The 14438-nt window shown below is 69.4% G+C and carries 9 protein-coding genes; 6 read left to right on the top strand and 3 right to left on the bottom strand.

The genetic code is table 11. From position 1 onward, the window contains the following. The gene (locus IM697_RS19495) at positions 1 to 1407 is read right to left on the bottom strand and encodes a sensor histidine kinase (protein ID WP_194048981.1); all 1407 of its coding nucleotides are present in this window, start codon (positions 1405 to 1407) and stop codon (positions 1 to 3) included. A 9-nt stretch (positions 1408 to 1416) separates the two neighbouring features. Beyond that, on the bottom strand, positions 1417 to 2169 hold the full coding sequence (locus tag IM697_RS19490) for a response regulator transcription factor (RefSeq protein ID WP_194048980.1): 753 nt from the start codon (positions 2167 to 2169) through the stop codon (positions 1417 to 1419). Positions 2170 to 2387: 218 nt separating this feature from the next. On the opposite strand from IM697_RS19490, the gene IM697_RS19485 reads away from it, so the two are divergent. From IM697_RS19485 to IM697_RS19465, 5 genes are all read left to right on the top strand, one after another. Next, a complete protein-coding gene (locus tag IM697_RS19485; protein WP_228044765.1) occupies positions 2388 to 4502 on the top strand; it encodes a TRAP transporter permease in 2115 nt (704 codons plus the stop codon). After that, complete coding sequence (locus IM697_RS19480) at positions 4499 to 5509, top strand: TAXI family TRAP transporter solute-binding subunit (RefSeq protein WP_228044763.1); 1011 nt, start codon at positions 4499 to 4501, stop codon at positions 5507 to 5509. The genes IM697_RS19485 and IM697_RS19480 overlap by 4 nt, the downstream gene beginning before the upstream one ends. Positions 5510 to 5758: 249 nt before the next feature. Then, on the top strand, positions 5759 to 6193 hold the full coding sequence (locus IM697_RS19475) for an ATP-binding protein (RefSeq protein WP_194048979.1): 435 nt from the start codon (positions 5759 to 5761) through the stop codon (positions 6191 to 6193). A gap of 72 nt (positions 6194 to 6265) precedes the next feature. Beyond that, a complete protein-coding gene (locus tag IM697_RS19470) occupies positions 6266 to 7411 on the top strand; it encodes a DUF475 domain-containing protein (protein ID WP_194048978.1) in 1146 nt (381 codons plus the stop codon). 1029 nt (positions 7412 to 8440) lie between these two features. Continuing rightward, on the top strand, positions 8441 to 10327 hold the full coding sequence (locus IM697_RS19465; protein WP_194048977.1) for an AMP-dependent synthetase/ligase: 1887 nt from the start codon (positions 8441 to 8443) through the stop codon (positions 10325 to 10327). Between the two features lie 978 nt (positions 10328 to 11305). Here the strand turns inward: IM697_RS19465 and IM697_RS19460 are convergent. Continuing rightward, positions 11306 to 12694: a glycoside hydrolase family 43 protein gene (locus IM697_RS19460; RefSeq protein WP_194048976.1), complete on the bottom strand. Its 1389-nt coding sequence runs from the start codon at positions 12692 to 12694 to the stop codon at positions 11306 to 11308. A 250-nt stretch (positions 12695 to 12944) separates the two neighbouring features. Between IM697_RS19460 and IM697_RS19455 the strand changes: the two genes are divergently transcribed. Beyond that, positions 12945 to 14399, top strand: a complete 1455-nt coding sequence (locus IM697_RS19455) for an amidase (RefSeq protein WP_194048975.1) — start codon at positions 12945 to 12947, stop codon at positions 14397 to 14399. Positions 14400 to 14438: the final 39 nt, after the last annotated feature.

Here is a 14438-nt window from a genome sequence, read left to right as displayed (position 1 = left end):
TCAGGGCTCGGCGGCCGGGGGCGTGGGCGCGGCGGGCAGCCGTACGGTGGCGGACAGTCCGTGCGGCTGTACGGCTTCCAGGAGCAGTTCGCCGCCTCCCGCCTCGACCAGCATGCGAGTGAGGGCGAGGCCGAGGCCGGTGCCGCGGACGTTCTGGTGGCGTGTGCTGCGCCAGAACCTGCCGCCCGCCTGGGACAGTTCCTCCTCGGTCAGGCCCGGACCGGCATCCCGTACCGTCACATCGACCGTCCCCGCTGCTTCCCCAGCAGGCTGGCGGTGAACCAAGACGTCGACCGGTGCGCCGTCGCCGAACTTGAGGGCGTTGTCGAGCAGGGTGTCGAGTGCGTGGTCGAGGGAGTCGGGCAGGGACAGCGCGCTCACCTCGTCGGGAATCGTCGTGCTGAGCGGGACGCCCGCGCTGGCGAAGGCCGCCCGCCAGGCGACGACCCGGTGTCTCACCACGGCGGAGACGTCGACCGGTGCGCGTTCCGCCTCGGACGCCTCCGCCCTTGCCAGCCGCAGCAACCCGTCGAGCATCTCGCCGAACCGGTCGGCCTCCTCCACAGCGAAGTGCAGTTCGTTCAGGCCGCGCGGGTCCTTCACGAATTCTTCGAGGTTCTCCACCCGCAGCCGAAGCGCGGTCAGCGGGTTGCGCAGTTGGTGGGACGCCTGTGCCACGAACGCCCGCTGCTGCTCCTGGGCGGCGTGCATGCTGTCCGCCATCACGTTGAAGTGGCTGGCGAGGCGACGCAGTTCGGGGGCGCCCGCCCGCTCGGACACACGGGTCTTCAGGCGCCCGAGGGCGACCTCATGGGTGGCGCGGTCCAGGTCGTGGACGGGACGGAGCACCCAGCGGACCACCGGCGCCGCGACTGCGATCACCACGACGACCAGTGCCGCGAGGCTGCCCAGTATCACCAGCGTCAGATGGTCGGCCACCTCGGAACGCGCGCGGTCGGTGGGGGAGACGATCAGCACGGCACCCAGCACCCGGCCGTCGCGCCGGACCGGCTCGGCCAGCACGAAGGGCCGGTCGTCCCACGGCCACCACACACTGGGCTGCTCGGGAGGCCGGTCGGCGAGGGCGAGCAGCAGCGCCGACCGCACCTGCGGCTCCGCCAGGTCGACGGGGCGCGAGGCGATCACGGTCTCGCTGTCGGCGTCGACCACCGCGACGCGTGAGTCGTAGAGGTTCGCGTAGCGGTCGGCGGTGGCCTCCAGCCGGCCGGTCCGCCCCGACTCCAGGGCGGTGGCGGCCAGGTCTGCGAACCAGGCACTGTCCTCGACCCGCCCGATGAACGAGCTCTGGACCGTACGTTCGGCGGTGGCCCGTACCAAGGGCAGGCTGAGCGCGACGATCAAACCTGCGACCAGGGTGAAGACGATGACGAGAAGTCGGCGGCGCATCCGGCGTCCTCACTCTCCTGCCGCCGCCGGACCGCCGGCCTCCGCGCCACCACCGTCGACTCCCGGACCGGCGTCACCCCCCGGACCACGGGCCGCCCCCGGACCCGCGGAGAGCCGGTACCCGAAGCCGCGCACGGTCTGCACCAGGCCCCCGGCCCGCCCCAGCTTGCCGCGCAGGGTGGCCACATGGACGTCGAGGGTGCGGGACATTCCGTCGTACGTCGTCTGCCACACCTCCACCACGATCCGGTCGCGGGGCACAGCGGCACCGCCCGCGCGGGCCAGCAGGGCGAGAACGTCGAACTCCTTGCGGGTCAGGGTGATGCTCACCCCGTCCACGGTGACCGTGCGCCGCGCGAGGTCGATCTCCAGGCCGTCGACGGCGACAAGCAGGTCCTCGTGGGCGCGCTGGCTCACGCTGCGCCGGAGCACCGCCTCGATCCGGGCCAGCAGCTCCGCGGTCCCGAACGGTTTCACCACATAGTCGTCGGCGCCGCTGCGCAGCCCCCGCACCCGGTCGGGCTCGTCGCCCCGCGCGGTCACCGCGATCACCGGTATCCCGCCGCGGGCGCGCAGTTCGCGGCACACCTCGATGCCGTCCCGGTCGGGCAGGCCCAGATCGAGCAGCACGAGATCGGCGGGGGGTGCGGCCAGGGCGTCGGCGGCGTTGGCGGCACGCCGTACCTCGTACCCGTGACGTCGAAGGGCACCGGTGAGGGCGTCGGCGACCCGGTTGTCGTCCTCGACGAGAAGTATCCGCACACGGCCTCCCGGTTACTGAAATCCGGCGGGCCCTGAGGCCCGGCGGCAGAGGTGCCGAGGGAGCGCGCAGGTCACAGCCATTGCGATGAGCGTAGAAGTGACCGCCGTCACTGAACCCTAAACCTACGTTAAGTCCTCGGGCATGCCCTGTTGCCCGCGTGTAAACAGCTGCCACGGTCTGGGACACCACGAACCGCCTAGTCCCAGGAGAAGCCGCGATGAGCATGGCAACGGTGCCGCCCGAGCCGAGGCAGCGATCAGCCGAGGAGCTCGTGGCCGAGTTCGAACAGGAGCGGCCGGCCCGCAAACTCTCTCCCGGGGTAGCCGCGGCCGTGTCCGTGGTGTGCGCCGCGCTGTCGGTCTTCGTGCTGTACGCGATCTTCTTTCCGGTGGCCAAGGGCACCCAGTACTACCTGACCCTCTTCCTCGCGGGGACGCTGCCGCTGATCTTCCTGACCCACCGCGGGACGGTGCGGGTACCGGCGCTGCTGCTGCCCTGGCGACGCGGTGACCGTGCCACCACCCCCGCCGGGGCGTCGGGCAAGGCGGCCGTACGTCAGGACAACCCGGCCTGGTTCGACTGGCTGCTCGCCGCGGCGGCACTCGCCGTGTGCCTGTATCCGCTGCTGGAGTTCGACGCCTTCATCGAGCGGCGCCAGTTGCCGACCTCGCTGGACACGGCGGTCGGCCTCGCCATGATCGTGCTGGTCCTGGAGGCGTGCCGGCGCACCACCGGCTGGGTGCTGCCGGCCTTCTGCGCGAGCTTCCTGGTGTACGCGTACTACGGCGGGCTGCTGCCGTACGACTGGTCGCTGGCGCACGGCGGCTTCGACATCGACGCGATCGCGGCCCACTTCTTCATGGGCACCGACGGGGTCTACGGCGTGCCGCTGAACGTGGCCGGCACCTACATCGTCCTGTTCACCATCTTCGGCGCCGTCCTCGACATCTCCGGTGCGGGCAAGTTCTTCATCGACCTGTCGTTCGCGGCCTTCCGCGGCTCCCGCAGCGCGCCCGGGCGCACGGTGACCGCCGCGGGCTTCCTCCTCGGCACCGTCTCCGGCTCGGGCACCGCGACCGCGGTCAGCCTGGGCTCGGTCGCCTGGCCCGTCCTGCGCCGGGCCGGTTACGGCAAGGAGCAGGGCGGCGGAGTCCTCGCGGCCGCCGGGATCGGCGCGATCCTCTCCCCGCCGACACTGGGCGCCGCCGCGTTCATCATCGCCGAGTACCTGCGGGAGAGTTACCTCACCGTCCTGCTGTACGCACTGGTGCCCACGCTCCTGTACTACCTGGGCATCCTCCTCGCGGTGGAGATCGACGCCCGCAAGCACCACACGCAGCCCGTGGTGGACGACGAGCCCACCTCGGCACTGCGGCTGCTCGGCCGGTTCGGCTACCACTTCCTCTCCCTCTTCATGATCGTCGGCTTCATGGCGATGGGACTGCCCCCGTTCAGGGCGGTGGTCTACGCGACGGCCCTGCAGTTCCTGCTGTCGTTCCTCGACCCGAAGCACAGGATGACTCCGCGACGGCTCTACGCCGCCCTCGCCGAGGGCAGCAAGTCGGTCCTCCCTGTCGTCGCGACCTGTGCCGCGGCGGGCATGATCGTCGCCGTCGTCACCCAGACCGGCCTCGGCCTGAACCTGGCCTCGGTCATCGTCGACGCCGCCGGGGTCCTCGGCGACAACCCGACGGTGACGCTGGTCCTGACCGTGCTCTTCGCCGCGGTGGCGGTGTCGATCCTCGGGCTCGCGGTCCCGGTCACCGCCTCCTTCATCATCGCCGCGGTGATCATCGCGCCCGCCCTGCTCGAACTGGGAGTCGCCACCCACGAGGCGTACATGTTCATCTTCTACTACGCCGTGCTCTCCGAGGTGAGCCCGCCCACGGCCATGGCAGCGGCCGCCTCGGCCGCCATCACCGGCGGCAATCCGATGCGCACCATGGTCGCGACCTGGAAGTACTCGCTGCCCGCGTTCCTGGTGCCGTTCGCCTTCGTCCTCACCGACAACGGCGCCCATCTTCTCGGCACGGGCGGCCTGTGGGGCGTCCTGTGGACCACCGCCGTCTCCGCCCTCGCCGTGGCCGCACTGGCCGCCGCCACCGGAGGCCGGCTCCTCGGCCCGGCAGGACCGGTGGAACGGGCCCTGTGCGCGGCCGCCGCCCTGTGCCTCCTGTACCTCGAACCCGTAGCGATCACCGCGGGTTTCGCGGCCCTCGCACTCGCCCTCGGCGTGCATCTGGTGCGCCGCAGGCAGCCCGCCCTCTCGGTCCCCACCACCGGTGAGAACCGAGAGGCGAACACCATCACGGAAGGACAGCTCCCCTCATGACCCTCGTGAAGCACCGGATGCGCACCCTGCGCCTCGCCACCGCCGCACTCGCCATAGGTCTCCTCGCCACCGCCTGCGGTGGCGGGAAGCAGACGGAGAACACGGCCGCCGGCAGTGGTGGGAAGGGAGGCCGGCTCACCATCGCGACCGGGCCCACCACCGGCGTCTACTACCAGATCGGCGGCGGCCTCGCGGAGCTGATCTCCGACAACATCGACGGCTACCGGGCCACCGCCACCACCACCGGCGCGTCCGTGCAGAACATCCAGGGCCTCGGCGCCGGCACCTACGACATCGCCTTCTCCCTGCTGGACACCGCAGGCGACGCCGTGAAGGGCAAGGAGTCCTTCTCCTCCCCCCAGGACATCGAGGCGCTGACCCGGCTGTACCCGAACTACACCCAGGTGCTGGTCCGGTCCGACTCGGGGATCGACTCCATCAAGGACATGAAGGACAAGCGAATCTCCACCGGGGCCCCCGGTTCCGGCACGGAAGTGATCGCCAACCGGCTGCTGCAGGCCGCAGGACTGGACCCCGCCAAGGACATCTCCGCCGACCGCCTGGGCCTCCCCGAGACCGTGGACGCCATGAAGGACGGCACGATCGACGCCCTGTTCTGGTCGGGCGGACTGCCCAGCGGCGGCATCACGGACCTCACCACCAGCCTCAAGAAAGAGGTCCGCTTCCTGGACGTGACACCGCAGCTGCCTGCTCTGAACGAGGAGTACGGCGACGTCTACCAGACGAGCTCCATCCCCAAGTCCGTATACAACCAGCCCAAGGACGTACCCACGATCGTGGTACCCAACGTGCTGCTGGTGAAGAAGGGCTTCGACCCGGACCTCGCCGCCGAGATCGTCAACCTCATCTACAAGAAGAAGAGCGACCTGGAGAAGGTGAACGCGGCCGCGGCCGAGATCGAACTCGACATGGCTGAGATCGTCACCCCCGTCCCGCTGAACCCCGGCGCGGAGAAGGCGCTGAAAGCCCTCGCCCAGAAGTCCTGAGTCAGACATAGGGGAAGGTGGCCGGCCCGGTGCTTCCGGGCCGGGCCGGCCACGCCAGCCATCGTGGGCAGGGTCAGCCTCTCCCGGCGAGAACGCACCAACACGCGCGAACGACAAGCCCATCCGGCCGCTCCCGGAAACCACTGCCAGCCCCTTCTCCATATGCCTGCCGCCCCACGCCCGCGCCGACCGTGTCCGTGGTGTCGCAGCCCGGTCCGCACCGGGGAGCGCACCCGTCAAGGGATGATCATGGTGAACTTCCACAGAGAACCCCTGCGCCGCGGATTCACCCTCAGCGCGGGGGACGAGACCGTTCCCACGGCTCGTCGGCTCGTCCTGTCGACGGTCCGTGACTGGGGTCTGCCGCTTCCGGACGAGACGCTGGATGACCTGGCGCTGCTCTCCGGCGAGGTGATCGCCAACGCGCTGCGGCACGCCACCGGCCCGTACAGCGCCGTCGTGAGCTGGACGAGGGCCCGGCTGCGGGTGGAGGTGGCCGACACGGCTCGCCCTTTCCCGGCCTCGCATGGTGGCGGGCCGTACGCCGAGAGCGGCCGCGGCCTGTTGCTGGTCGCGGCTCTGGCGGCCGACTGGGGCAGTACACCCACGGCCACGGGAAAGACCGTTTGGTTCGAGGTAGCACCCCACGCGCCCACAAGCCATCTCGACCGGCTGGCGTCGTGACACGAGCAGCGCCGGAGACCTCCAGCCTCCGTATTCACTCCGACTGACTTACTCCGACCGCATGGGAAAGACATGATCTTGAGGACATTCGGCTGGTCGTTCGCCGTAACAGCGGGCGGTCTTGCCTTCGCCGCGTGGCAGTGGGGATGGGAGGCGTTCGGGGTCGTCCTGATCCTGTCGATCCTGGAGATCTCGCTGTCCTTCGACAACGCGGTGGTCAATGCCGGGATCCTGAAGAAGATGAACGCCTTCTGGCAGCGGATCTTCCTCACCGTCGGCATCCTGATCGCGGTGTTCGGCATGCGGCTGGTGTTCCCGGTCGTGATCGTCGCCATCAGCGCCAAGGTCGGCCCCGTCGAGGCGGTGCAGCTCGCCCTCGACGACCCGAACCGCTACGAGGACCTGGTCACCGACGCCCACCCGGCGATCGCCGCCTTCGGCGGTATGTTCCTGCTGATGATCTTCCTGGACTTCATCCTCGAGGACCGGGACATCAAGTGGCTGGCCTGGCTGGAACGCCCGCTCGCCAGACTCGGCAAGGTCGACATGCTCTCGGTGTGCGTCGCGTTGATCGTACTGCTGGCCACCGCGATGGCCTTCGCCACCCACGCCCACGTCAGCACGGGCCACGCGGACAAGTCCGCCACCGTGCTGCTCTCCGGCGTCGCCGGACTGGTCACCTACCTCGTCGTGGGCGGCCTGTCCGGGTACTTCGAGGACAAACTCGAAGAGGAGGAGGAGCACGCACACGAGGAGGAAGAGAAGGCCAGGGCCGAGGGCAAACCGGTCTCGGCGGTCGCCCTCGCCGGCAAGGCCGCGTTCTTCCTCTTCCTGTACCTGGAAGTGCTGGACGCGTCATTCTCCTTCGACGGGGTGATCGGCGCCTTCGCCATCACCAACCACATCTTCTGGATGGCCCTCGGCCTGGGCATCGGCGCGATGTACGTCCGTTCACTGACGGTCTACCTGGTCCGCGAGGGCACCCTGGACGACTACGTCTACCTGGAGCACGGCGCCCACTACGCGATCGGTGCGCTTGCCGCGATCCTGCTGGTGACGATCCGACACGAGATCAGCGAGATCATCACCGGCCTGGTCGGCGTGTTCCTGATCGCGGCCTCCTTCCTGTCCTCCGTACGCCGCAACAAGACACTCCGGGCGACACAGGGAACAGCCGCGGCCTCTGGTGGGAAGACCGAAGTCTCGTCCGGGGTCTGACCAGCCGACGAACCCTCATACGCCGTTCCACCGTGGCGGGCCGTCTGGGGAGCGGCCTCCCGCCCTGGGCTTCTGCCCGCTCGACCAGGCCGTCGCTACACGTTCCACCCACTGCTGTAGCGCATTGACGAACGGCGCGCAGCGCACCCACGGTCGGCGATTCATCGAAGACTCATCAGCGCAGCAGTCTGAGGGAAGACCGTTCCGTTGGTCCTCCGTTGGTGTACGTGAGGGTCGCGCACAGCCGCAGCGCCTCGCTTGGCGCGCGCTCTCAGCACGGCGTGGGACCGGGCCCAAGACCGCGATTCAGCAGGGATCTGACAGCGTGCCCCTGCCCCAGGTCGTACGGGAGCATGTCGTAGCGCCTCACGCCGAAGACCTCGAACTGACCGCCCGCGGCCTGCCCCTTGGTGAACAGCATCCGACGCCCGTCCCACGGCCCCGTCAGTACACCCGCTACCGCCCCGGCTTCCACCGGGTGCCACTCGAGATGGACGGACGGCCCTACGGCCTCGCCGACTTCACGCTTGTTTGCGCCCACCGGCAGGGGTCCGTACCGAACTTCCAGAGCCGATGCTCGGGAAGTCGTGTTGCGTATGGCCAGCACTGCCCGAATCGTCTTGTGGGATGACGACGCGCTGCTCGGCTCGACGCAGGTCCGGCGCCGCCTCGAAGACGCTGGGAGGAACGAGCGGCGCAGGTACGCGACACGCGGATGGACCGCCCTCGGACTACTCACTGTCGACCGTGTTTGCCGCTACAGGCACGGAGGCGCCACCAGATCGGTGGTGTCGGTAGAAGGACCTATTGTGCTACGGCATTTCGGCGTGGGGTGTCGGGCCGGAACGGGCGTGTGAGCGAGGGGGTCTATCGTGCTGGCGCGGCTTCGAAGAGGTCGGCTCGGTGGCTCGCCGTCTGAGCAGATGCACTTCGCGCGTCGGCTGTTTTGCCTCTAATCTCAGCTCTGCTTACGAGTTACCAGTCAGTTAACAAGTCTCTGGATGGGCGCATCCGGGCACGGAGGTCGTTGTGAGTTCCGCGCAGTCCCTTCTTGAAAGCCGCCCCGTTTCCGTGGCGCACCTCTTCCTCTCAAGAGTCCGGGCCACGCCCGACTTGGAGGCTTACCGCTACCCCACGCCTGTCGACGACGGCGCTTCTTCCGGCACCGAGCAGTGGCACTCGCTGACCTGGGCGCAGACCGGCGCGCGGGTCAAGGTGATCGCGGCCGGCCTTCTTGCACTTGGGGTGCGTCCCGAGGAGCGTGTGGCGATCTCCTCCACTCGCGTGGAATGGATCCTGGCCGACATGGGCGTCATGTGCGCGGGCGCTGCCGCCACCGCCGTCTACCCCAGCACCAATGCCGACGAGACGGCGTACATCCTCGCCGACTCAGGCAGCCGGGCGATCTTCGTCAAGAACGTCGGGCAGCTGGCCAAGGCGGTCGCCCATGCCGACCGCCTGCCCGGCCTCGACCACGCAATCCTCTTCGACCCACAGGCGGACGCCTCACCCGTGGACGGCCTGGAGGTGCTGTCCCTCGCCGAACTCGAGAAGCTCGGCACCGCGTATCTGGAAGAGCACCCTGACGCGATCGAGGCAGCCGTCGGTGCCATCGAGCGGGAACAGCTTGCGACCCTCATCTACACCTCCGGCACGACCGGCCGCCCGAAGGGCGTTCGCCTCGTCCACGACTGCTGGTCCTACCAGGGTGTCGCGCAGGAGGTCAGCGGGCTGCTGCGCCCCGACGACGTGCAGTTCCTCTGGTTGCCGCTGTCCCACGTCTTCGGCAAGGCTCTGATATCCGGCCAGATCAGGACCGGACATGTGATGGCCGTGGACGGGCGTGTCGACCGCATCATCACCAACCTGCCCGCCGTCCGGCCCACCGTGATGGCGTCCGCACCGCGGATCTTCGAGAAGGTCTACAACGGCATCGCGAGCAAGGCGAGGGCAGAGGGCGGCGCCAAGTACAAGATCTTCCTCTGGGCGGCGCGCATCGCCCGCGACTACGCCAGGGCGCAGCAGAACACCGTGGCGGCGACCGCGAGGAGCAGGGTCCCTTTGTGGCTCTCCGTGCGGCACGCCCTGGCCGACCGGCTGGTGTACCGCAAAATCCGCGCTGCCTTCGGTGGCAATCTGCGCGGTAGCGTCTCGGGCAGTGCCGCCCTCGCGCCTGATATCGGCTACTTCTTCGCCGGCGCCGGCGTGCCAGTCCTCGAAGGCTACGGTCTGACCGAGACCAGCGCCGCCTGCACCGTCAACCCCGCCGACGACCTTCGCGTCGGCACCGTCGGCAAACCCCTTCCCGGGACCGAGGTCCGCATCGCCGACGACGGCGAGATCCTTCTCCGAGGCCCCGGAATCATGCGCGGCTACCACAACCTTCCGGAGAAGACCGACGAGGTACTGGAGAGCGACGGCTGGTTCCACACCGGCGACATCGGCGAGGTCGACGGCGACGGCTTCGTCCGGATCACCGACCGCAAGAAGGACCTGTTCAAGACCTCGGGCGGCAAGTACGTGGCTCCCACGGAGATCGAGGGGCGCTTCAAGGCCGTCTGCCCGTTCGTGAGCAACGTGCTGGTCATCGGCAACGGCCGCAACTACTGCACCGCTCTGATCGCCCTGGACGAGACCGTCATCATGCCGTGGGCGGCATCCCACGACCTCGAAGGCCGCAGCTACGCGGAGGTCGTCTCGTCACCGCAGGTGCACGAGTTGATCGACGGCTTCGTGCAGCGTGTCAACGGCGAACTGCAGCGGTGGCAGACCATCAAGAAGTTCTCGGTACTGCCGCGCGACCTCGACGTCGAGCACGGTGAGCTCACCCCCAGCCTCAAGGTCAAGCGGCCTGTCGTGGAGCGCGAGTACACCAAGGCCATCGAGGCCATGTACGAGGGTTCCCGCGAGGCGTGACCTCCATCGGTCCGGTACGGCACTTCCACCAGCCGTCCCGGACCGACGCCCACCTGGGCAGCCACAGCCCGGACTCCACCCGCCCAGGTATACCTCTGGCTCGTCCGGCGTCGTCCGGGAGCCGGCATCTCCGGAAGCCGGTTCAAGGGGCGACCTCGTCGTCATCGAGGTCGGCAGGACGGACCCCCCTCGGCAACCAGACGATCGACCAACTCCCGGACCTCCCGGACCGCTGCGCGAGATGGTCACGGCGACGTCCCCGCCGGGTTCGCGGATGCCGGGCCGATCACCGTCGGGACCTGCGCCATCACGAAGGCGACCCGGCCACACCACCCGAGGGGACGTCATCCTCACCCTGCACAACGCCGAAAGAGTGGCCGTCGGCAGTGGGAGTTCCGTGGGACTTCTCTGGGACTTCCGGTTGCGTCAACGGGCACGAGCGCGAAACAGCCGAAAGGTCATCTGCGCAGGCCAGCGACGCGCAGCCGCCCAGCGTGGCAGGTCACGGGGTCGCCTGGTCTCTTCCGGGACAACCGACCACGACGTCGCCCCTCCCCCGCTCCTCTGAACTCCGAAGCGGAGGCATTTCCAGGGCGGCCTCAGCACATGCACGACCGGCCTCGCCGGAGCAAGTCGGCGAGGCCCGTCGTATCAGGCCCCCGTCTGCACTGAATCCCTGTCGAACCAGGGCGCCAAAGGCGCCTCACGTGTCACGCCCCGTGTCACCAACTCCGTACACGCTCCCGGACCTCAGGGAATCCGCCTACGCAAACGGTGCCGCTTCGGACCACGTGGACGCCCAAAGACGGTTCCTACGACATGTGCCATGTCGTACCGCAAGGCCCACTCGCTAGCACCACGGACTACTCACCAACGGAGCCCACTCCTCCCCACGGACGGCGACTCGATCCGACGCTCAACGCCCATGCCACAGCCGGGATCCCTCAAGCCGACTTCCCAGGTCAGCAATGCCCCAGCTCAGGCCCAGGCCGCCACCGGCACAAACGAACTGTCCTGCCGGAACAGCTCCGTCCCGTCCGTGCGGTCCACGCGCAGTTGGTAGCTGTAGTGCCGCAGGTAGCACCCGGGGTAGTTGTACGACTCGAAGCGGATCGAGCCGCTCTGGGCGCCGGCTCGGGCGATGAACGTGGCGTCCTGGGCGAAGATCGACGTGCCGTCGTTCGGGTCGAAGCGGGCTCGGAAGTCGTAGTGGCGCAGATAGTTGCCGGAGGCGTCGCGGAAGGAGCAGCCGTTGGCGTCGGCGAGGCCGGCCACGACCGTGAAGGTGGCGGCCCGCTTCTCGGCGGTGGTGCTGGAGCCGCTGACCACCGGGAGGTTGAGCAGGGAGGACTGCGTCTGCCAGTAGCGGGTGGAGTAGTTGCCCGACCGGAAGGAGCGGGTGACGTTCTTCGCCAGGGCCGGGCCGCCCGAGACCGTCTCCTTGATGACCGTGAAGTGGCGGGCGGTGCCGGAGACGACCGGCAGTGCGGCCGGGGCCGACCAGGTGGCGAACGTGTCGTAGCTGTCGCTGTAGTAGTACGTGCCGTCGCCGTAGCCGTCGAAGAACATCCGCCAGGCGCCGTTGTCGAGCTGGATCACGGACGGGCCCTCGCGGTAGCTGCCCCAGCCCGCCCAGTCGCCGGTCCTCGAGATGGTGTAGGGGCCGGTCAGCGACGACGCCGTCGCGTACTCGATGTACTTGGTCGTCTCGTTCTTGGTGAAGGCGTGGTAGGTGGAGCCGATCTTCACGATGTACGTGTCGATGTGGTTCGCGCCGATGCCGGACAGCGCGAGAGGTGAACTCCACGCCGTCAGCGCGGAGTTCGTCGCCCTCAGCAGATACGGCGTGAAGATCCACTGGTCGTTGGCGGTCGAGCACGACACGATCACGTTCACGCTGCCGTCGCTGTCGACGAACCACTCCGGCGCCCAGGCGCGGGAGAGGCCCGCGATCGGGACCGGGTAGTCGTACAGGAACGTCCAGTTGACCCGGTCGCTGCTGCGCGCGAAGCCGATGGTGGTGCTGGTGTCCTGCCAGGTGTGGGTCGTGTAGGTGATGTAGTAGTAGCCGTCGGTGTGCCTGATGATGCTCGCGTCGCGGATGCGGTTGCTCGGCGGTGTGTACGCGGAGGCCCTGACCAGACGGAAGTCGGTGGCGTCGTCCGACTGGTAGACGTTCACGGTCCCGTCGTTGCTGTTCAGGAACGGCACGATCGAGTAGCGGGTGGCCGAGCCGTTCGGCGGGGCGGCCGCCAGCGCGGTGCCGAGCAGACCGGGGGCCTCGCCCAGGATCAGCGCCGAGGCCGGCACGGCGGCCATCGCGCGCAGCAGGGTGCGGCGGGACGGGGTGTGGGGACGTCTGGTCACGTGCGGCTCTCCCTGGGGCTCAAGGGACGATCCCGAAGCACACGTCCGTAACGTCCGACATTTCGAACGTAGTTCGGGAATTCGATCAGAAAGTAGGGGTGAGGCTCGGGCGCGTCAATGGTTTGCGCACGGGAGGCGAGACCTGGGAGAAACCTGTGGTGAACCTGGGAGCCGCACCGGTCGAAAACGTTCCGCCCCCGGCGACCGGAGGTTACCGTTCGGTAGACAGTGTCGTCCCGGAGGTGCCCGTATGACGCCCGACCGTGCCGCAGGCCTGGCCGAGTCCGCCCGTGCGCTGGCCGGCGGGGAGGTGACGTCGCAGTCCCTCGTCGCCGGGGCGCTCGCGCGGATCGAGGCGAGCCAGGAGTCCCTGAACGCCTTCCGGGTGGTGCGCTCCGAGGCCGCTCTCGCCGAGGCGGCGGCCGCGGACGAGAAGCTCGCGGCCGGGCTGCGCCTGCCGCTGCTCGGTGTGCCGGTCGCGGTGAAGGACGACATGAACGTCGCGGGCGAACCGACCGCGTTCGGCTGCCGCGGGGAGTTCCCGCCGGTCGCCGAGGACGGGGAGGCGGTACGGCGGCTGCGGGCGGCCGGGGCCGTGATCGTCGGCAAGACCAACACCTGTGAGCTGGGACAGTGGCCGTTCACCGAGGGGCCCGCCTTCGGCGCCACCCGCAATCCATGGCACCGGGACCACACGCCGGGCGGCTCGTCCGGCGGTTCGGCCGCCGCCGTCGCCGCCGGGCTGGTCCCCGCCGCGCTCGGCTCGGACGGCGCCGGCTCGGTGCGGATCCCCGCGTCCTGGACCCACCTCATCGGCATCAAACCGCAGCGCGGGCGCATCTCCACCTGGCCGCGCGGCGAGTCCTTCAAGGGCATCACCGTCAACGGCTCCCTCGCCCGTACGGTCGCCGACGCGGCCCTCCTGCTGGACGCCGCCGCCGGCAACCACGAACTCGACCCCCACCGACCGCCCGCGGTCGACGCCTGCGAGGCCGTCGGCCGCGACCCCGGCCGGCTGCGCGTCGCGCTCTCCCTCAGGCCGCCATTCACCGCCGTGCCCGCCCGACTCGATCCGCAGGTGCGGGCCAGGATCGTCCAACTCGCCGAGAAGCTCAGCGCGTTGGGGCACCATGTCGAGGAGGCCGATCCGCCGTACGGCCAGATCGGGCTGACCTTCGTCCCGCGTGCGACGGCCGGTATCGCCGAGTGGGCCGACGAAGTCCCCTTCCCCGCGCTGCTCGACCCGCGCACCCGCAGCGCCGCCCGCCTCGGCCGGCTTCTCGGCGGGCTCCCGCTGCGGGCGGCGCGGCGTGCGGAGGCGGTCCTGCACCGTCGTATCGGCAGGTTCTACGAGTCGTACGACGTCGTCCTCGCGCCCACAACGGCCGCTCCCCCGCCCCGGATCGGCGCGATGCTCGGCCTCGGCGGCTTCGCCACCGACCGGGCGATGATCGCGGCCTGCCCCTACGCCTGGCCGTGGAACGTGCTGGGCTGGCCCGGTGTCAACGTCCCCGCCGGGTTCGTGGGCGATCTGCCCGTCGGCGGGCAGTTGCTCGGGCCGGCGAACAGCGAGCCGCTGTTGATCTCGCTGGCCGCGCAGTTGGAGTCGGAGCTGCGGTGGCACGAGCTGTGGCCGCCGCAGCGGGGGGAGACGGCGCCCAGCGCGGTCATCCCGAACGGGAAGGTGCCGTTGGACGAGAAGTGACCCGCCACGCGCGGCTCATGGGCCGGCCCCTAAGGTGCC

Source organism: Streptomyces ferrugineus (genome assembly GCF_015160855.1).
GTDB classification, from domain to species: domain Bacteria; phylum Actinomycetota; class Actinomycetes; order Streptomycetales; family Streptomycetaceae; genus Streptomyces; species Streptomyces ferrugineus.
The sequence above is the reverse complement of the archived record's forward strand: the minus strand, read 5'-3'. Positions and strand labels throughout refer to the sequence as shown.

Excerpts from the sequence above, each read along its gene's own strand:
- IM697_RS19475 (WP_194048979.1), top strand. The coding sequence starts at position 5,759 with ATGGTGAACTTCCACAGAGAACCCCTGCGCCGCGGATTCACCCTCAGC.
- IM697_RS19470 (WP_194048978.1), top strand. The coding sequence starts at position 6,266 with ATGATCTTGAGGACATTCGGCTGGTCGTTCGCCGTAACAGCGGGCGGT.
- IM697_RS19485 (WP_228044765.1), top strand. The coding sequence starts at position 2,388 with ATGAGCATGGCAACGGTGCCGCCCGAGCCGAGGCAGCGATCAGCCGAG.
- IM697_RS19480 (WP_228044763.1), top strand. The coding sequence starts at position 4,499 with ATGACCCTCGTGAAGCACCGGATGCGCACCCTGCGCCTCGCCACCGCC.
- IM697_RS19455 (WP_194048975.1), top strand. The coding sequence starts at position 12,945 with ATGACGCCCGACCGTGCCGCAGGCCTGGCCGAGTCCGCCCGTGCGCTG.
- IM697_RS19495 (WP_194048981.1), bottom strand. The coding sequence starts at position 1,407 with ATGCGCCGCCGACTTCTCGTCATCGTCTTCACCCTGGTCGCAGGTTTG.